We start from the raw sequence: 18,994 nt of genomic DNA, 5'->3' as shown, positions 1-18,994 counted from the left end.
TTTTATTTATCCCTTTATCTTTCCTTAACAACAAACAAGACGCCACCCAGATCACGGCAGCGCCTACAATAATTACTATTGGGTTTAATCACTAATTTACTAACAATCCTAATTGACGTAGGATTTCTGAGAACGAATAACCATACGCAAAACCTACAATACGAATTCCTGGAGTGTATCTATGTTCTAAATCTTCATTGTACGGTTTCATATAATATGCTAGTTTAGAATCAATGTTATGTTTGTCGTTAATAATTACTTCATCGCTAGGAATTCCATCCATTTCAATTAGAACAGCTACATACTCTGCTTCTTCAATTAAAGCTTCATTAAAACACTTTTCTAACTCTTCTAATGTTATACCCATCACTCCCCTCCTAATTTAATGTCTGTTTTGCTCAATAAAAAAGAGCATCCACGTCAGTAGATGCTGAAATATGTGAATGGACTTCTCGATGAGCATTGAATAGGATATAAGCAGTTAGCTTGTCCTACACTATACTATATGATTTCTTTATTAAAATGGTTCATCAAAAAGGCACCTTATCCAGGTGCCCTTTCGTGAACATAGGGGTAACACTAAAACGCAGCAATAATTCTAATATCGTGGTGTCAATATCATTCTATGCTCGATATTTCTTTATATGCTAAATGGTTAATGTGTAATTTCTATACAATAAAGAAAAAAGCACCCGTGTTGGATGTTAATTATCATCCTGTTTCCTCTGCTTTATTCTTATCTCTAATAATTTCAACAATCCACGCTAAAGAAACAGCGATACCAAAAAGAACACTTACACCTGCAACGGTGTAATAACCTAGCTGTTTAGCCGTTAAATCTACAGTGAGGGCTATCCCTAGTAAAATGATTACAAACATTCTTTTCTTTCTTTGCTCGAACAAACTAATTTCTCCTCCACTCGAAGATCATCTATTTAAAATTCAATATTAAATAGATTGATCACATACATCATAAAATCTATCTATCACTATTATCTCATTATACTAATTAATTCTCAACATCTCATATATATCGATTATCTTTATACCTAGAACACTCTTTAAATACAGTTATCATGTAATTTCTATATAAAAAAGAAAAAAGCACCTATTATGGATGCTTTCTCACTTATGCATTTAGTATTTCTTTGGTAACTCAGGGAATAAACTGATTCCTTCCTGCTCCACGTCATTACTGAATCGCATCTTGAGTGCTATGTATTCCTTTAATACACTTACTACTTCCTTTTGTACTCTCTTATCATCGATAGCCGGTAATAAAGTTAATTGTCTCTCCATGAAGGAATCCCCTATTTCTGAATTTGTCTTTTAACATCACATAAGGTACGTGAAATTTCACTATCTTATTGTTGAATAAGGGAAACATGCATAGCGAGTAGCCCACACCATCCACTCTGCATGTTTCTATTATCCATTAAGCCTTTAATAATTTACGTGTCTTATTTGCCATCTATTCTTTTGCTGCTTCAATGTTATTTGTCACTCTCATATGATCCTGATCAATCTGAATCATTCCATCAAACATAACTGGAGCTCGTTCTGTCTGCTCTACTAACTACCCATAAATATCAAAGTCTTCTCCTGGTATAGACTTCTTGTCCTTCGGTTGATGAGACATCCTTACATAAGATTGAATGACTGATAGTGGTACTACGAATACTGATTTATCCTTACTAAACTCTATAAGAAAGAAACATATTGCTCCCATCTTTTCAGCTTTCTCCAGATAATCCAATTGATGCTGTGCAATTTTCTTTAAATCAAAACGTGTATCCTTCTCTGTAGATTTAGCTTCAAACGCAATAGCTTGTCCCTTATACACGCAATCATAGTCTACTATACTTTTAGCTTCATAGAATCCATTTAGTACACGGCCACTTTTACTTTTTAATACCTTCACAGGAGTCTGGAGCTTGTTTATAAGCGCCACTCCCCCCTCTTTGATACATTTTCGTTCGCTAGATTGATAAGCATTTCAAATGCCATTCCACGGTTACCTTGTCCCATTGTTATTCGTCGCTTTCTATTAAAATGATTATTTCATTTATTTCCCGAAAAAGGTAATTAATATATAATTAAACTGTTCAAATCTTAGGTGGTGATGCAAATGAATGATACGATCCGAATTGTTCTTTTCACTCTTGTAGGAATAAGTACCGTATTTTCTGTAATTAAAGAATTTCAAAAACCAGAAAAGAAAAAATTTTGGATTACATTCGAAACTTTAATTCTAATCTGGATAGCTTGGATGTTAATAGGGCTTCTCATGTAACCTACATAATTAATAAACCCCCTGAATAAAACTCAATATTTCGTCAATAATGTATATGACATTAGATTTTCTCCATTCCCCCTTGGAGATGAGCAGTTAGCTTTTGCTAGCTGCTCTTATTTTCTGAAATTGGTTACATTTCCCTGATGTTTTTAACTTAATATTACGTTACCATATAAAAGAGTAGAATATATTGAGCTGTTATACCATTACCCTAGGAAACTAGGGTTTTTATTTCTACAAAATGAAATTTTTATTAAATTGCTTATACTTTATTTCTCAACCACAACTTATGGAATTATAATGAAATGAATGGTAATATATAGACATCTCAATTACGTTAGAGCTTGTTTCCTTGCAAGCTCTTTTTTTTATTTAAATAGCGTTTTTGTTTAAAATAACAGCTCTAAATAAATTAGATACATTTACCAGTATGTTTACCACAACATTCATGTTAAAATCCCTTGTGAGTACGACATAACTCTACCTAATGAAGCCCTGCAGCCCTTATCGCGGGGCTCTTTTTTTATTTAAATTAACAATTTTGTTCACTTTTATAGCTTGCTATTCCTCATGGTTGTGTTTTGCTTCTAGGACTTTTATAAATTTAAAGTGTCCATCGAGATAACAATCATTGATAAAACCCACAAAATATATTTCATTAACTTCGCTTAAAGTAAAATTTTCATTTTTTCATTCAACCAAGTTCATAACATATTCTTTTCCTCTGGTAAAATAATGATTAGGTGCCCCATGCGCATTTTATCCACTGAAAATAACACCTTTTACGTACTTAACTATTAGAAACTTCATTTCTGCTACTTCTGCAATAGCAATTTTGTTCACTTTTTTGATACATTTATGAAACATTCATATGTTATCTTTAGTACGTTCTTTTCTTTTTGTAGAACCATGTGAGAATACCAAAACAAGAAGCCCTAGAGCCCTAACTCTAGGGCTTCTTCATTTTAAATAAGGATATTATTAAATTTTCAATTAAAATTTTTATACTCTCTTTATCACTACCTCCAAAAAATATTCAGGAACCTTGCAAACTTGCAATGACAATGTAAGGTTATTAACTATGAACAAATGTATTTACGTAGTAAACTATTTAGTCAGAAATACATATTAAAGGAGAAACATTTATGAATTTTGAAGACAACCGTAAACTAGGTATTCAGTTAGGATGTATAGTAAAAACAGATAATACTCAATATCTAGTTTTTAAAAAGAATGAAAATTACTCATTATTAAACATAAAAACGGTAGAATGTATAAACTTTGAAGTCCCTTTAGAGCATCTTGAGGAAATGATTCTTGAAGATTTAAAAGAAGACATCCAAAGCATTATACCTCCGGAGAATATTAAGATTGTAGCTCAAAACAAAATATAGATTACGTTTCATTCAAAGAGTACTAATGGGTAGTGCTCTTTATTTACAATCAATCCAAATAACTATTTTGTTAAAATTGATTCACTATTTATTTTTATAAAAGCACCCTTTTTGGACAAATTTACCGGCTGAATTAACAGGAATTTCATTTTATTCTTAACTTGTTGAATAACCCAATACATTCAACAGTGCTCTTGATTGCATACTTAGTATGTAACCATCCAGATACCTTAGCTAATACGTCCCCTAATCGTCGTTATTACTAAGGTATCTTTTTAGATGCCCTGTGTGCAGGGCTTTTTTATTTCAGTGATAATGCTCTATTTCCCCTACAATTATCGATGCTTGTAATCCCATTTCATAACAAAATTCAAATTTGGTCTTACTTTATTCCGGTCGATTCAAACCCAAGATTTCCTCTTTCCGATTCTGATAGCTCGTCCACTTCATAAAAATTAGCTGTTATCACTGCCGCTATAACGCCTTGAGCAATCCTTGTTCCTCGTTCAATCACATGGGCTTGCATATTTAAACTTATTGGTTTTTCAGTGTGATTAACCAACACTCCAACTTCTCCGCGGTAGCCACTATCCACCGTTCCAAAAGCGGCCCTTAACTTTGTATCACGCGTCATACCGCTACGCGGGCGCACCTGCAATTCATATCCTGGCGGAATTTTGAACGCCAATCCCGTTGGTACAACCTTTGTTTCGCCAGGCCAAATAATCGTGACCTCTGGTACAACTAGATCAAAACCAGCATCAAACTCCCGTGCATACTTTGGTAAATCCACACCTTTCAATCGTTTAATCTTCATTCTTAATTTCATTCTGTCCCGCTCCTTATAAGTAATTTTTCAATTTCTCTTTCTATTTCTTCAACACTTCCAAGGAAAGCTTCGTCTTCCACTTCTCGTTATCCAATTCCACTAAGTGATATTCCATCTTACGAATTTCACTCTCTACTACTTGGAGTTCACTTTGCACCTGCACTGCAGTTTCTTTTTTCATTACTTTCTTCCCTTTGCTTCGCTCATTAACTTCGTGATCTCGTACACACCGTTCTCCATTTCCATCACTACTGATACACTCCTTTTATTAGATTCCACAACTCTTGTTCAGTCATCTCGTAAAGTTGTCGCCCTGTCTTTTCTTCTTTATAAATTCCCTTTTGTAGTAATACATCGATGTAGATTTGTTTCCTGTCCATGCTGCCTCCTAGCTTCTTTTCTTCGTAGCTCTCCCTATAGGTGTAGTCGCTGCCCTTTGTGGATTCCATCTATTTATCATCATGGCGCTATGCCTCCTAATCCAAATTCATGATTTCCTCTAAGGTTCTATCCGAAATATAAGTAGTAATGATTTGTATCTTTCCGTATTTCTTTTTAGCCATTTCTATAGCTGCGCCCTCGGACTTCGCCTCAAACCAACGAAGCCTCCACTTCTCGTCTTTATCGTATAACTCTACTGAGTACGTCATAACACTATTACTCTTCAAAAATCTTTCCGCTGTACTTATTGCGCTATAATCAAAACTTCTTGCTACATCCTCCAGTGTTAGTTGTTTTATTTATTTTATTAATCATTGTTGGAGCTTCTTGCTTCTGCTAAAAAATTATCGGAAAAGGCACTCTTATATGGGTGTCTTTTCTTTATGAATAAGAGATACGTGGGAAAAATAAATTATAGGACAGGGATATAGTCTAAAACTTCTAAACTATCTTTTTATTTCCTTTCGACATAATATGACAATATAAAGATATTTAATATGTTATTATTACGTTGCAATCTAACATTTTACATAATTGGAGGAACAAACGTGGGAAAAATATTTAAGTTTGGATGCCTAGGCATTATAGCTTTATTTGTAATCGGAATAATTGCTATGGTTGCTGGTGGTGGAGATTCAACAGAAAAAACTTCAACAGACACTAAAGCGGTATCAAAAGAAGGTGTATCTTCTGATGTGAAAATCTCTGTAGGGTCTATGGAAACAGTAGATTCTGTGGGTAATGAATACTCAAAAGAACAAGCACAAGGTATCTTTAAGATTTTAGAAGTTACACTTACTAATAATCAAAAAGACGCTATCACTGTCGATACTAACAGCTTTAAATTGGTAGATAACAAAGGTCGTGAATTCACATCTTCAGTACAAGGTCAAACATCTTTTGACTTAGCTAACGGTGGAAAAACTGACTTCTTCTTAAAACAATTAAATCCTGGTCTAACACAGACAGGGAAAATTGTATTTGATATACCAAAAGATGCTGAAGGACTTTTCTTAAAAGCTAGTGGCGGTATGACAGGTAAAGAAATTAAGTTAAAAGTAGAATAGATAAAAAGGTACTCGAAAGAGTGCCTTTTTTCTCAATGGCCAATATTAATTAGCGTGGTAAAATAATATTTGGATTGGCATCTAATACCATATTACGTTGGTTCAAATCGTAAGAAGGCACCTTTGGGTGTCTTTTCTTTATAAAAAAGGACTCCTAAAACGCCTTAAATTAGTAAACTTCAATATTACTCTTTTTTTATTAATTTGTTTTAACTTAATATATTAATGTTAAGTTAAAAATTTGTTATAATTAGTAAATAATTATATTAATTAGATGGAGAGGATACAATATTATGGGTTATAAGTTTCGTAGAATTATCCAAGTTTCCCCAGGTATGAAAATTAACTTTACATACACAGGTACGGGAGGCAGCGCCATTCCACCTGAATCAAGAACAACAACTTATATACCTGGAACTGGAATCTCGTATACACCACGAATAGCTGAGTCAAACAACTATTATATACAACGAGGGTTTCAAGGGCAAAACACTTCCTATCCCACTATGAATGAACAAGATTACAATACGGTAAGAGCATTTGAGCAGGTAAGAGAAACCAAAACTTACATTGTTACTGCTTTTCGTAAGAAGGATAATCAAGTAAACTCCGTGGGTAGAAAACTAATGAAACCACTTTCCATAATTACAGGCGTTTTTGCAGGCCTATTCTTAATTATGTTGCTTGTTATACCTGCTCTAGTCCTTGCAGTCATTTCTTTCCTATGCTATAAAAATATAAAAACACCATTTGCAGTGATATGCCCAGAATGTGATGCTGAGAATTTATTCATTTTTGAGGAAGAGAAGATTGCTTGTCGTAAATGCGAGAGCACTCTTATAATCCAAAAATAAAAGGTTCTCAAATACACTTCCCACAAATGGATTGTGGTATTGAATTCCAAGATGACCCTTGAAGCTCATAATTGTTTCCATACCTCCTTGAAGGCTCCAGCTCTCTTTTTTATTTCCGTTCGACAATATATAACAATATAAAGATAAATAATTTGTTATTATATTTATGGATTTATTTACATTAGGAGGAATGAACAACTATGTTTAAAAGATTAGCAGTATTACTTATTGGAGCTCTATTATTATTTGGTTTATCCGCTTGTGACAGCGTTAAATCAATGACAAGTAATGTCACGGTTGGTAAGGTAATTGAAGAATTTAAAGCTGCAGGATTAGAAGCTGACAATCCTAGTGACCTACCAGAAAAAGAATTTGGAAATACTAGAAAAGAAGCAAAACGCATTCTTGTTCCAGCATTAGGTGAAGATAGTGGTGGTAGAATATTTGAGTTTAAAAACAAAGAAGATCTTGAAAAAGCTAAGAAATACTATGACGATTTAGGTAATGGTAATCAAATGCTATTCTCTCATACTTACGCAAAAGGTAACTTCCTTATACAAATGAATGGTGATATGGAAGATGCCCAATTTAACAAATATAAAGAAGTTATGGACAAAGTAATTAAGTAAGTTAAAGAATCCGCTTTCATTTATATGAAAACATGGTAAAATAATATTTGGATGGGAGTCCAATACATATTATTAAAATTAAAGTGGTTCAAGTCGGAGGAAGGCACCTTTGGGTGTCTTTTTTTGTACATAAAAAAGCCTCACCATCTTATAACACGGTAAGACCTTTACAACAAACAATAATTGAAAATATATTAATTTTACTTCACATTAAGATTAGGAAATATTATTATACTAATAAAGTGCTAAATAGTAGGTGTCGAAAATGAAATTTAACGATTTGGGGATTACCATTAAAGAACTTAGAATTAAAAAAAATATATCACAATCCGAATTATGTCATGGAATATGTTCACAAAGTCAAATTAGCAAAATCGAAAAGGGTGTAATTTATCCATCTAGCATATTGTTATATCAATTATCAGAAAGACTTGGTGTTGATCCAAATAATATATTTGCACTAACTCAAAACAAGAAATTAAAATACGTACAAAATGTAAAATATGTAATGATCGATTGTACAAAGCAAAAACAATTTGAAGAACTTCATGAAATAGTAAAAAAAGAGAAAAACGAAAATAATTTCCAATCAATAGAAGATAAACAATTTCTACTATGGTATGAAGCAATTGCTATATATCGTGTGAATAACGCAACAAAATTGGCTTTAACTCTTTTAAATAATGCATTAAAACTAACTGCAACTAATATTGATTGTTTATCAGAAAGAGAAATAGCTATTATGCAGGCAACTTCTATATTGTATGCGGAAAACAAGGAATACGAAAAATCTATTAATATATTAAAAAGATGTTTAACTAACTTTAATAAGTTAGATTTTCCTAGAGATAAAGAAATTAAATTAAAAATCGTTTATAATTTAGCAAAATGTTTAGACCTCACATATCAACATGAAGAGGCAATAAAATACCTTGATAAGGGCATCAAATTAGCTATTAATCTAAACACTTTATATCTATTAGGTGAACTATACTATTTAAAAAGTCAGTATTTATTAAAGGTTAAACAACATAATGAAGAAGACGTTGTTAATAACATGAAAAAAGCATTATTTATATTTGAATTAACAGAAAAAGAACATTATATACAAATGATTAAAGATGAATTGATTGAAATACAGAATAAAAAACACTCATAATTTCGTAAAACTACTTACAAAGCCCACGGGAAAAATCCATATAGTTTTTAAACTTAGAACTATATTATTAAAGTGGTTCAAGTCGGAGGACGGCACCTTTGGGCGTCTTTTTTTTTTATGATTTTACAAAAATAAAAAAGCCCCTTTATAAGAGGCTTTTTATAATAAATAGATTTTATTAATTAATACCATCCTTCAAAATAACCTGTCCATGTACCATCCCTTTCTTGCCATGCGTCTTTCAAGTACCACGTGATTCCATATAGTACAGTTGTGCTCGGTATAGAATTCCTTGATAGGTACCCTGTTAATTTAATATTTTTCTTATCTGCTGCCATAGTAACCTTGTCTGTCTTTGCACTATCAGTATTAGGTGTTGCAGCCATCGCTCCACCTGCACCAGATAGCATAATACCAGTTGCTAATGTTCCAACTACTAATTTCTTGAACATAAAAATCCCTCCTTAAATATTTTTATAACTTACACCTTAAATGTACCACTTTTGTATTTTTTGTAAATATTTTGAATATGTAGAAATATTTATTTAAATTTTATCAATATTGGAAATATACTTTATCAAATGGAAAATAAAGGTATTTATGATAATATGTAATAATGCATGTTCATTCAGAAAAAAATCGTAATAAAATCTAAGCACCTGTTCTATTTTTTCAGTTATCTTAGAAAACTTACTTCTTATTTACCCAAATGGGAGGCGCTTTATAGCGTCTTTTTTTTATTTTCAAGAAGACTTGCTCAATTCATTTTTAAATACATAAGGTAATGTGAACCCATTAAATTACATCAAATGACCCCTAGTTTTCCCCTCGGATCTAAAGGAGGCACTATTGTTATGGGATATAGTGGTAGTTGTGGCGAAGGCTGCGGTTTCGCTGGAGGATTTGCTTTATTAGTTGTATTATTTATTCTATTAATCATTATTGGATGCAGTTGCTTCTGCTAAAAAACTATTGTAAAAGGCCCCCTTATATGGGCGCCTTTTCTTTATGTATATTATTTTATTATTCAATTCATCAGTTTATTATAAACACATTTAGCTTCTCCAAAAAGACCACCTGTGTCCCATTCGCCACCATAATACGCATACTTCCCAGGTGAACCATTGTCTCGTATACTTGGATATGATTTTAGTTTAGATTCATAAACCGAAACCATAAAAATATAAATAGATTACCACAATTATAATTCCCATAACAGTCATTAATAGGAGTTTACCATCAGCACCCGTAATAACTTCTTTTAGATTTTCTTTTGCTTGTTGTTTCTTTTCTCCACTTGAAAAGAGATAAACAATGGAATGGAGAATTAGTAAGAAAAATGCCGTAATTACCTCTAACATGGCTTATGTACCCCCTAATATATGTGTACCTTTAATTATCCAGTAATTTTCTTGCACCTTGTATCAGCCTGAGTAACTGGAATGCTTACTTCAATAAAGGCCAAATGACAAAAATTACTCCTGTAACTGCTGCAGATCAAAAAAACCTACTAATATTTTCCCCTCAAGACCATTAATAAGCTCTTTTAAAATTTCTTTTGCTATTCGCTGACCTTTACCACTTAAAACTATCGAAAGAATAAGGAATATAACCAATAATTTCCTTATACATTATATCAGCTAGGGTACATGGAAATACAACAATTTATTATTATAATTTAATTTATTAATTGATACGGCATTAATACAGGATAGTTCAAATCGGAGGAAGGCACCTTTGGGTGTCTTTTCTTTATTTCTCAATATAAGAACTTTAAGAAAATGCTATGATTTAAATACAAATTCCCTTTTGTGCACTGAGATAGTAATACCCAATAAAAAAGCCCACCTATTTCCGTAGGTGGGCCTTGTCTTTATTACACAATATCAAAGTATACTCTCTTTTTCTCATAAACTTTATGTAATTATACATATTTGTAAAAGTTACACTAAATAAATATTACATGTAGTAAGATATAAATCGTGGACACGTTCTATAAAGCAGATTCTTTTGAAAGACGTAACATATCAATCACTATGGAAGATGTGGCGTCACTCTAATATTGATCTCAAATCTTTTATATTTTGTGAACTAACAATCTGGTATATATAGACGATTCTGTTTTATAGAATGTGTTTACACGTATAACAAAGGGATCCTACGGATAAGTTTATACTAAATGAACGTGGTTCAAGTCGGAGGAAGGCACCTTTGGGTGCCTTTTCTTTTTTGGATACAGACCGCAAAAAGGAAAAAACCACGTTAAGCACATTTCGACATAAAAACAAGTAATTTTAACAAAGCCAAGAATATTTAATGCAACACTATTTAAAATAAGATTAAAATGATTTAAAAACTCTTAGCGTGTTTTTTTCCAAAATGCTGGTGATGGCTCATTAAATAATTGGGATTGGGTTGAGCAATTACTAGAAAGAGGTTTATTAGAGGAATTTGCTAGGTTATGGCTTTGACTCGGTTTTTCTAAAGAATACATTTGGATTATTCAGCCCGTTCAACGTATTACGATTATCACTCCAGGCATGAAGCAGAGATTCTCGAGAACCTGTAATGACTTGATTATAGTCAGCCATATAACAAGGACCAACACCAGGATCTTGAGGTGGTCTAGTAATAGTTACTGGAGAAGATGGGTTACTTATTACTGATTCTGGATTTAAACCTCTAGTAACAGAAAATGTTTTCTTAAATATCCCGAATGTTCCGTTGCCAATTCCACCAACTCCCGCTGGATCATTAAAACGATTATATTGAATATGCGCTCCTTTAACATTGGCAGCTACTGAAGGGACAAATGCAACTGGCAGACCCTGCGTGATATTCACTGGTTGTGACCAAGTTGCCCCTTGATTTCTGCTGAATGCCAAAAAGATATTAATATCCCCATTAACTGTACCACCATTCCATACAGCATAAATAGTGCCATCAGGTCCAATGGAAGCTTGAGGAAATTCATTATTCCTGATATCCCTTTGAGCATCTACAAAAATAACTGTACGGTTAAATCCGGGTTCACATGGAACAACATTGTTCGCTGCTGCAGCGAAAGGTGTTGTAGAAACTGCTACGTCCGTATTCACTGGAAAAGTTTGTCCACCGTAAGTTGATTTTCTCATTCGAATTGTCCTATTGGCCTGCTTTAATAGTAGATTGTTGTTTGGTATTACTGCATAAAATACATAAATAACCCCTTGCTTGTCTACTATCACGTATTCTCCTTCTACAAATGTATTAGCATTTGGAGGAGAAATGATATCTATATCGGTAATCAAAGGATTTAAATTAACACCGGTTGTATATTTTGAGAAACGAATTCGTCCTAGATTAGTAGTGAAATCTTTCCAAACAATATACAGTGCCTCTTGTCCTGGTCTAATTCTATCAGTTCCTACAGTAATCCACTCTTTATCTTGAGAGAAGTTACCATTTTGAGGGTTTTGTCCTCTCCCGACGACTTGCGGCGGATTCATTGTAATCGTTTTGTTCGGATTAATCACTCCAGTTGATACACTAATTACGTCTTGTTGAGTGCCTCCTACAACTTCTTGTCCAATCTGACTATAATAAAATATTCCTTTTTTATCTACAGCTATTACAGGATCTCCGTTGTTGACTCCCCCGGGATTTGTCGGTATTGAACCGCCATCAGTCCAGGTCTTACCTAAATCTTTTGAAAAAGCAAATCCAGAGAAACTATTTCTCGTAAATTCATCATTTGAATCATTAAATCCATAGAGAATGAAATCTTTATAATGGGCTAGGCTTGTCTCACTTTGAGTTATGTTAGGAAAATTAGCTATATCACTAGCAGAATTATTCACTTGTACTTCTTTATTATTTGGTTTTGGAGGTTTTGGAGGTTTTTTAACCACCCTTTCATTATTATTTTTCAATATATAATATTAAAAAAATGAAAAGGGGTTTGTATCTTTTTATTATATTTTGAAAAATCCGTAACATTTGTTCTTGTAATTTGTTTTTTCTAAGTAGGGGTACCCAAACACTGACTTATCCTTACTAAACTCTATAAGGAAGAAGCATATTGCTCCCCTCCTTTCTGCTTTCTCCAGATAATCCAATTGATGCTGCGCAATGTTATTTAAATCAAAACGTGTGTCCTTCTCTGTAGATCTAGCTTCAAACGCTATAGCTCGTCCCTTATACACACCGTCATAGTCTACTGTACTTTTAGCTTCATAGAATCCATTTAGTACACGGCCACCTTTACTTTTTAACACTTTCACAGGAGTCGGGCGCTTGTTTATAAGCGCCACCTGCCCTCTTCGATACATTTCGTTTGCTAGATTGATAAGCATTTCAAATGCCATTCCACGGTTTCCTAGTCCCATTGTTATCCCTCGCTTTCTATTAAAAGGATTAACTTTGTTTAAATCTTCCTTAAATCGTATCACTATTGATTAACCTCAAATATCTTTCCTGTATAATACAATTAAGTAATTAATAGGAGTGTTATTCATGCCAGATATATTAAGACTCGTTATCTTTATTGTTGTTGCAATTGGTGCAATCATTAACTTATACCTAGAGTTTAAAAAGCCTAAAAAAAGTATATTCTCAATAATTTTTCTATCGATACTCCTTATTGGAGCCTCAGGATTAATTAAAGATATTTTATCTCGACTTTTATAGATGAATAAAACTCAATATTCCGTCAATAATGTATATGACATTAGATTTTCTCCATTCCCCCTTGGAGATGAGCAGTTAGCTTTTGCTAGCTGCTCTTTTGTGATTCATCGTCACATTATGATGAAATGGTCATATATTATCTCGAAGCAAAAAACCCTAATTTATTTTTCAGTATCTCACTTTTCCCTTAAAGAGCACTTTTTAAAGGTGCTTTTTTTGGGTTCGCCAGAATAAAACTTAATATTTCGTCAATAATATAGATAGGCGATGGCCATAACTCATTTAATGAAGTCCCTAACCTTTCTCCTTTCCCCCCTTTTGGAGAACCAGCCGAGCAGTTAGCCTTTGCTAGCTGCTCTTTTATTGTAATTTTCCTCTGTATATCTTCTTGATCTGCGCTTCAGTGAATCCCTCATATACCGCAAATACTTCAGGGAACTCACTTAAACACAAATCAATAACAGTATTATCTGTCGTTCGTATATAGAAGTACTTAACTAATCCGATGTAATCATTGTGTAAATAGTAACTCTTAATCTCGTGATGATAGTTGTTAGCTTTCAAAACTTCATACAGCTTGATCTTCGTTTCATCTATATCAAATATTGATAATTGCCCTTCAATCTCGACCTGTTCAATCATTTCTCCATTCCCCTTTCAAGTAAAATAGCATGTTTTCAGTTCTACTTCGCCATTATATATAGACAACTATATATTAAATTGTTACAATGTTATTGTGATTCTTATATAGAATCACATACGACTTTTTCTCTGTTTATGGGGCTCTTACTTAGTAGTAAGGGTCCTTTTTTTATTAATTTTTATATGAAAATCTTAATATATAGTTGTAAAAATAACTAGTTAAGTGTTAAAATTCCATATATACTCCTTAGGGAGTTCTCATGTAATTAAGCAAGAGTTTAAAAATTCTCGAATCTTAGCCCCTTGGAGCGCCCTCCAAGGGGTTGCAACAATTAAAATATCGTTTTTATTCATTTTTTTGATACATTTACGAAACATTCATATGTTATCTTCAGTACGTTCTATTCTTTTAATAATACCGTGTGAAGTATACCAAACCAAGAATCCCTAGCCCCTAAGCCTAGGGATTCTTCATTTAAATACGGATTTTATGCACTTTTATTCTTTTCACAAACCATTACATTTGTTATACGTAATATATAAATTTACGTTATAATGTCGTTATGAAACATCGCGTGTTTCAAATACAACATTTTTTGATGACCTCTTATCTTTCCATAAGGGGTCCTTTTTTCAAATAACGCTTTTGTTTAATTAATATTTAAAAAGTGCATTTTCATAAGGCCTGCCATTATATGCTATACTCATTCTTAAATAATTGTATAAGGAATGTTAAAAATGGATGATCGATCATCAAGACAATGGAAAGCGCGACAAAAGTTAAGGGAACTGAAAACAAAAATAGAAATGATACAAATTTTAAAATAACCGCCATTAATCTATAAAACTGGGATATACCAATGAATAAGCATTCAAACGAATGCGGACTGCTAAAATTCAATTATAAAACTATTTCTCTGTAGAAAAATAAAGAAGGGCTATGATCGGAAAAGCGATTCCTATCCATAATGTTAGGCTCCAACCACCTAAGGCATATGCCCATCCTCCAAGAGAGGAACCAACAGCACCTCCTAAAAAGAAAATAGCCATAAATAGCCCGTTTAGTCGACTACGAATTTCTGGATCCAATGAGAAAATTAAACGTTGACTAAGCACAAGGTTTGCAGATACTCCCATGTCCAACAGAATTGCAGCAATTACTAAAACAGCTATTCCGATGGGCGAACTACCTTGAATAATAAGTGGTAGTAATAAAGAAATAATAACAACAGTGAGAGCTATCCCAGTGGCGGATCGTGTCCAGCCAAAATCAGCTAGACGACCACCTATTGGAGCGGCTATTGCACCTGTAATTCCGACAAGTGCATATAATGCTATGGCAGTCTGAGAAAAATGAAAAGCAGGACTAGACAATAATAATGGAACAGTGGTCCAGAATAAGCTGAAAGCCCCAAATACACAAGCATGATAAATTGCGCGACGGCGTAAAATTGGAGTAGTTCGTAGTAGTTGCCACATTGAACTAAGTAAGGCAGTATAATTTGTTTTTTCCGTTGGTTTCCTAGTAGGGAGTACTTTCAATAATACAAACGCCAAAACAATGATTACAGTAGCAGATAAAGCAAATATTGCATTCCATCCCCAGATATCAGCTACTAGACTAGATATCGGACGCGCAAGCATAATACCTAATAACAGGCCACTCATGACATTACCAACTACACGACCGCGTGCATCTTCCGATGAAAGGTATGATACAAAAGGTACGAGCACTTGCGCTGCAACCGACCCCAATCCGATAAAGAATGAAACTACTAACAACAAGATTGCGCTCTTTACAAAAACTGTGGCAGTTAGAGCAACTGCACTTAGAATTAACAATATAATTATCAATTTTCTATTCTCAACAATATCCCCTAAAGGTACAAGAAATAGTAAGCCAACAACATATCCAATCTGAGTTAGTGTTACAATTAATCCAGCGCTACTATTAGAAAGCCCAATTACATGACTAATTACCCCAATTAAAGGCTGAACATAATAAAGATTAGCCACAATAATACCACATCCAGTTGCTAGAAGAATGATTAAACCCGATGAAATCTCCTTATTAATTGCTTTATTTTTAAAATTAGACATATCTATTTCCTCCCATACTTTTATTTCAAAATTACTGAATCACCTTGGCAAGAACTACAGCACTACCATTATTCTAAATTGAGCCTGAACTACTTTCTGTTCTTCTTTCAAAAGATCCAATTTCCCCACTTTTTTATTCCCCTTTTCTAAATTTTTTTAGTAATTCACTTTGGGGATTTGGAAACCTGTTTAAAGACCTTACCATTATAAGTTGCTAGCTAATTAATAAACTAAACGTTCAGTTTATTAATTAGCTAAAATATATACTAAACGTTCAGTTTTGTAAATAGGCTATTTTATTATCCGTTCATATTAAGTATACTAAACGTATAGTTTATGTTCTTGAAAGGAATGATTAATGTGCAAAGTAAAAGAGGTCGACCACGTAATATCGAAACCCAAAAGGCTATCCTTTCCGCATCCTATGAGTTATTACTGGAAAGTGGCTTTAAAGCAGTCACAGTTGATAAAATTGCAGACCGTGCTAAAGTTAGCAAAGCTACGATTTATAAATGGTGGCCAAATAAGGCTGCTGTGGTAATGGATGGTTTTCTTTCTGCTGCTGCTGCCAGATTGCCTGTACCTGATACAGGTTCAGCATTGACTGATATCTTAACTCACGCCACAAGTTTAGGCAGTTTTTTAATAAGTAGAGAAGGCACTATTATTACTGAGTTAGTTGGCGAAGGGCAATTTGATTCGAAACTGGCAGAGGAATATCGTGCTCGCTATTTCCATCCGCGTCGCCTGCAAGCAAAGCAACTTCTGGAGAAGGGAATTAAACGAGGCGAATTAAAAGAAAACCTCGATGTTGACTTAAGCATCGATCTCATCTACGGACCAATTTTCTATCGTTTGCTAGTAACAGGTGAAAAGTTGGATGAATCCTATGTGCATGACTTGGTAATAAATGCATTCGAAGGAATACGATTGAAGTGATTAATATTCAAATAAGTGTTTAGAATCCCCATTCCCTCCTATGCGGATGCAAATTAAATTAACTTGATAAATAAAGTGTTTTATGTTTTTAAACGGATGTATATGGAGTGATCTCCTATATACATCCGTTTAAAAATTGATAATTACTCTAAAAGAATCATCATGAAAATAATTTTCTTTATGGGATATTTATAATATCTTAACTTGATTGACATAGTTTATATTTTGGATTGTGAACTACCCGCCACTTAACGTCCTAACGGACTGTTTGAAGTGGGGGCTTCTCGGTTAGTCGTTACTTTTGATAGCTAACGAATTCGTCCTAAGACAGCCGAGCTAACTCCCTTGTTCCAAGGGTTATTTTATTGCTATTTATGCTAACGCTAATAGGCGTATTGCTTCATTTTTGATATTGATAGCTGCGTTATAATCTCTATCGAGATTTACACCGCATGTACAAGAATATACTCGCTCAGACAATGACATATTTTTCACAAGCTGTTTTCCTTGTTCATTTAGTTTATAAGCTAAGAAAGAAGTGAACATACCCCAACCATTATCAGCGACACTTTTCCCAAAATGAAGTGCTTGTGACATTCCTTTCATATTTAGATCTTCAATAGCTACAACATCAAAATGAGTAGCTAACTCTTTAGACTTATGATGAAGGAAGTTCTTACGTTGGTTCGCTACTTTTTCATGTAACGTAGCTACACGGATACGTTGTTTATTCCAACGAATAGAACCTTTTGTTCTTCTTGATACTACTCGTTGTGCCTTTGCTAATTGGTCTAACATTTCACGATAGAACCTAGGATAATTGGCTCTCTCATCCTCAGAACTGACGTATAATCGATCCATCGCAAAGTCTAATCCAACAACTGTTTCTACTTCTTTTTGTACAATCTCTTTTTCGTATTCAGTCAAGATGGACACATAGTATTTACCAGTAGGTGTCATAGAAATCGTACACGTCTTGATTATATGGTCTTGTGGTATTTCTCTATGCTGTTTGATACGTACCATTTTTAGTTTTGGCAATTTGATATGACCATTAAGCAACATAATATTTCCGTTCACTACATTCGTTGTATAAGACTTTCTGTCTTTTTTGCTTTTGAATGTCGGGAAATCATTTTGACCACTAAAGAAATTTTTATAGGCAGTTTGCAAGTTTAGTTGAGCATTTGCCAAAGCTAATGAATCAACTTCTTTTAACCACTCAAATTCTGCTTTGTATTTCGCAGGAGTGGGAAGCTTTTGTTTCTTTAGTTGTTCCTTATCATCTTTGTATTTTTCATACGCTTCTTTCCGTTCAGCTAACATTTTGTTATACACGAAACGTACACAGCCAAAGGTTTTACGCATAAGATGTGCTTGGACTTCTGTTGGATACAAACGGAATTTATATGCTTTATTATGCTTTGTCATATCATTCCACCTCACTTTTTACCTTGATTTTCAATATATTTTTTTACTGCGTTTATTGGTGAACCACCAGTAGTTGGTAAGCAAAAACTTCTTGACCAAAACATCTCTTTCCAAAGTTTCTTTCTTAATTTTGGAAAGTCTCTCTTGATTAGTCGAGAACTTGCACTTTTATAAGCATTAATAAATTTTGTCATTTCTGTATTAGGGTGCGCCTGGAACAAAATATGAACATGGTCTACATCATGATTCCATTCAACTAATGTCATGTTATAGCTTTCAAATAGTCGAACAAACATATCTTTTGCATAGCCTGACATATCATCAAACACATCTCTTCTGTATTTCACGACAAACACAAAGTGATAATACAACGAGAATACTGAATGGTTATTACCATCTAATTTCATTGATATACCATCCTTTATAATTTATAAGACTGATTATATTGGAGACAAAATAAAAAGCAAAACCTTTTGGCTACGCCAAACCGAAATTCATTTCCCACCTATTGTTAGGCTATACCATTCACACGCTTGAGGAAGGAG

General features: G+C 33.5%; 24 protein-coding genes and 2 pseudogenes. 10 read left to right on the top strand and 16 right to left on the bottom strand.

All coding sequences use genetic code 11. From position 1 onward, the window contains the following. Window positions 1-91: 91 nt before the first annotated feature. The 4 genes and pseudogenes from MHB70_RS28225 to MHB70_RS28210 form a co-directional block, all read right to left on the bottom strand. Window positions 92-367 (bottom strand): hypothetical protein, encoded by a 276-nt coding sequence (locus MHB70_RS28225; protein WP_061530500.1) that lies wholly within the window; start codon window positions 365-367, stop codon window positions 92-94. A 344-nt stretch (window positions 368-711) separates the two neighbouring features. Then, a complete protein-coding gene (locus tag MHB70_RS28220; RefSeq protein WP_141543700.1) occupies window positions 712-903 on the bottom strand; it encodes a hypothetical protein in 192 nt (63 codons plus the stop codon). Window positions 904-1,152: 249 nt separating this feature from the next. Then, window positions 1,153-1,299: pseudogene (locus MHB70_RS28215) on the bottom strand (ArpU family transcriptional regulator); the annotation flags it as partial. A 172-nt stretch (window positions 1,300-1,471) separates the two neighbouring features. Continuing rightward, a pseudogene (locus tag MHB70_RS28210) lies at window positions 1,472-2,028 on the bottom strand (Holliday junction resolvase RecU). A gap of 100 nt (window positions 2,029-2,128) precedes the next feature. On the opposite strand from MHB70_RS28210, the gene MHB70_RS28205 reads away from it, so the two are divergent. Next, window positions 2,129-2,293, top strand: coding sequence for a hypothetical protein (locus MHB70_RS28205; protein ID WP_080451902.1), 165 nt, complete (start codon window positions 2,129-2,131; stop codon window positions 2,291-2,293). A 1,148-nt stretch (window positions 2,294-3,441) separates the two neighbouring features. Next, window positions 3,442-3,690, top strand: coding sequence for a hypothetical protein (locus tag MHB70_RS28200; protein WP_001008433.1), 249 nt, complete (start codon window positions 3,442-3,444; stop codon window positions 3,688-3,690). A 382-nt stretch (window positions 3,691-4,072) separates the two neighbouring features. Here the strand turns inward: MHB70_RS28200 and dut are convergent, their stop codons facing one another. The 4 genes from dut to MHB70_RS28180 form a co-directional block, all read right to left on the bottom strand. Then, a complete protein-coding gene (gene dut, locus MHB70_RS28195) occupies window positions 4,073-4,519 on the bottom strand; it encodes a dUTP diphosphatase (RefSeq protein ID WP_061530010.1) in 447 nt (148 codons plus the stop codon). 40 nt (window positions 4,520-4,559) lie between these two features. Then, window positions 4,560-4,700: a hypothetical protein gene (locus tag MHB70_RS28190; RefSeq protein WP_176548873.1), complete on the bottom strand. Its 141-nt coding sequence runs from the start codon at window positions 4,698-4,700 to the stop codon at window positions 4,560-4,562. A gap of 67 nt (window positions 4,701-4,767) precedes the next feature. After that, window positions 4,768-4,899, bottom strand: coding sequence for a Fur-regulated basic protein FbpA (locus MHB70_RS28185; protein WP_080451858.1), 132 nt, complete (start codon window positions 4,897-4,899; stop codon window positions 4,768-4,770). 96 nt (window positions 4,900-4,995) lie between these two features. Next, the gene (locus tag MHB70_RS28180) at window positions 4,996-5,259 is read right to left on the bottom strand and encodes a hypothetical protein (protein ID WP_043324812.1); all 264 of its coding nucleotides are present in this window, start codon (window positions 5,257-5,259) and stop codon (window positions 4,996-4,998) included. Between MHB70_RS28180 and MHB70_RS28175 the strand changes: the two genes are divergently transcribed. The 5 genes from MHB70_RS28175 to MHB70_RS28155 all read left to right on the top strand — a co-directional run bounded on the left by MHB70_RS28175 (window position 5,229) and on the right by MHB70_RS28155 (window position 8,669). Beyond that, window positions 5,229-5,300 (top strand): YjcZ family sporulation protein, encoded by a 72-nt coding sequence (locus MHB70_RS28175; RefSeq protein ID WP_176546237.1) that lies wholly within the window; start codon window positions 5,229-5,231, stop codon window positions 5,298-5,300. The two genes, MHB70_RS28180 and MHB70_RS28175, sit on opposite strands and share 31 nt — an antisense overlap. A gap of 208 nt (window positions 5,301-5,508) precedes the next feature. Continuing rightward, complete coding sequence (locus tag MHB70_RS28170) at window positions 5,509-6,027, top strand: DUF4352 domain-containing protein (protein ID WP_000516004.1); 519 nt, start codon at window positions 5,509-5,511, stop codon at window positions 6,025-6,027. 293 nt (window positions 6,028-6,320) lie between these two features. Continuing rightward, complete coding sequence (locus MHB70_RS28165; protein WP_061530011.1) at window positions 6,321-6,881, top strand: DUF4236 domain-containing protein; 561 nt, start codon at window positions 6,321-6,323, stop codon at window positions 6,879-6,881. Window positions 6,882-7,081: 200 nt separating this feature from the next. Further along, the gene (locus tag MHB70_RS28160; RefSeq protein WP_000476458.1) at window positions 7,082-7,510 is read left to right on the top strand and encodes a hypothetical protein; all 429 of its coding nucleotides are present in this window, start codon (window positions 7,082-7,084) and stop codon (window positions 7,508-7,510) included. 265 nt (window positions 7,511-7,775) lie between these two features. Further along, window positions 7,776-8,669 carry a helix-turn-helix domain-containing protein gene (locus tag MHB70_RS28155; protein ID WP_000671042.1) on the top strand — a complete coding sequence of 298 codons (894 nt, stop codon included), beginning with the start codon at window positions 7,776-7,778 and terminating at the stop codon, window positions 8,667-8,669. A gap of 182 nt (window positions 8,670-8,851) precedes the next feature. Here MHB70_RS28155 and MHB70_RS28150 read toward each other — a convergent pair whose 3' ends face one another. Then, window positions 8,852-9,121, bottom strand: coding sequence for a hypothetical protein (locus tag MHB70_RS28150; protein ID WP_000473848.1), 270 nt, complete (start codon window positions 9,119-9,121; stop codon window positions 8,852-8,854). Window positions 9,122-9,523: 402 nt separating this feature from the next. Here MHB70_RS28150 and MHB70_RS28145 point away from each other — a divergent pair, with 402 nt between their 5' ends. Continuing rightward, a complete protein-coding gene (locus tag MHB70_RS28145; RefSeq protein WP_000542355.1) occupies window positions 9,524-9,634 on the top strand; it encodes a YjcZ family sporulation protein in 111 nt (36 codons plus the stop codon). Window positions 9,635-9,829: 195 nt separating this feature from the next. On the opposite strand, the gene MHB70_RS28140 is transcribed toward MHB70_RS28145, so the two are convergent. From MHB70_RS28140 to MHB70_RS28125, 3 genes are all read right to left on the bottom strand, one after another. After that, on the bottom strand, window positions 9,830-10,030 hold the full coding sequence (locus tag MHB70_RS28140) for a hypothetical protein (protein ID WP_061530012.1): 201 nt from the start codon (window positions 10,028-10,030) through the stop codon (window positions 9,830-9,832). A gap of 1,098 nt (window positions 10,031-11,128) precedes the next feature. After that, complete coding sequence (locus MHB70_RS28130) at window positions 11,129-12,559, bottom strand: sialidase family protein (RefSeq protein WP_061530033.1); 1,431 nt, start codon at window positions 12,557-12,559, stop codon at window positions 11,129-11,131. Window positions 12,560-12,622: 63 nt separating this feature from the next. Then, complete coding sequence (locus tag MHB70_RS28125; RefSeq protein WP_255298238.1) at window positions 12,623-13,036, bottom strand: Holliday junction resolvase RecU; 414 nt, start codon at window positions 13,034-13,036, stop codon at window positions 12,623-12,625. A gap of 127 nt (window positions 13,037-13,163) precedes the next feature. On the opposite strand from MHB70_RS28125, the gene MHB70_RS28120 reads away from it, so the two are divergent. Further along, window positions 13,164-13,337 carry a hypothetical protein gene (locus MHB70_RS28120; RefSeq protein WP_002110892.1) on the top strand — a complete coding sequence of 58 codons (174 nt, stop codon included), beginning with the start codon at window positions 13,164-13,166 and terminating at the stop codon, window positions 13,335-13,337. A gap of 360 nt (window positions 13,338-13,697) precedes the next feature. Here the strand turns inward: MHB70_RS28120 and MHB70_RS28115 are convergent, their stop codons facing one another. Both MHB70_RS28115 and MHB70_RS28110 read right to left on the bottom strand, forming a co-directional pair. Further along, the gene (locus MHB70_RS28115; protein WP_061530013.1) at window positions 13,698-13,979 is read right to left on the bottom strand and encodes a hypothetical protein; all 282 of its coding nucleotides are present in this window, start codon (window positions 13,977-13,979) and stop codon (window positions 13,698-13,700) included. Between the two features lie 909 nt (window positions 13,980-14,888). Next, on the bottom strand, window positions 14,889-16,079 hold the full coding sequence (locus tag MHB70_RS28110) for an MFS transporter (RefSeq protein ID WP_061530014.1): 1,191 nt from the start codon (window positions 16,077-16,079) through the stop codon (window positions 14,889-14,891). Between the two features lie 351 nt (window positions 16,080-16,430). Between MHB70_RS28110 and MHB70_RS28105 the strand changes: the two genes are divergently transcribed. Next, entirely contained in the window at window positions 16,431-17,018 is a 588-nt protein-coding gene (locus tag MHB70_RS28105) for a TetR/AcrR family transcriptional regulator (protein WP_141555850.1), read from the top strand. A 372-nt stretch (window positions 17,019-17,390) separates the two neighbouring features. Here MHB70_RS28105 and MHB70_RS28100 read toward each other — a convergent pair whose 3' ends face one another. Together MHB70_RS28100 and tnpA are read right to left on the bottom strand one after the other, a co-directional pair. Then, window positions 17,391-18,449 carry an RNA-guided endonuclease TnpB family protein gene (locus tag MHB70_RS28100; protein WP_097927646.1) on the bottom strand — a complete coding sequence of 353 codons (1,059 nt, stop codon included), beginning with the start codon at window positions 18,447-18,449 and terminating at the stop codon, window positions 17,391-17,393. Window positions 18,450-18,460: 11 nt separating this feature from the next. Further along, the gene (tnpA, locus tag MHB70_RS28095) at window positions 18,461-18,856 is read right to left on the bottom strand and encodes an IS200/IS605 family transposase (RefSeq protein ID WP_061530032.1); all 396 of its coding nucleotides are present in this window, start codon (window positions 18,854-18,856) and stop codon (window positions 18,461-18,463) included. Window positions 18,857-18,994 lie beyond the last annotated feature (138 nt).

It is taken from the genome of Bacillus sp. FSL M7-1020 (assembly GCF_038050415.1).
Taxonomy (GTDB): domain Bacteria; phylum Bacillota; class Bacilli; order Bacillales; family Bacillaceae_G; genus Bacillus_A; species Bacillus_A toyonensis.
This window is presented reverse-complemented; position numbering and strand designations above follow the sequence as displayed.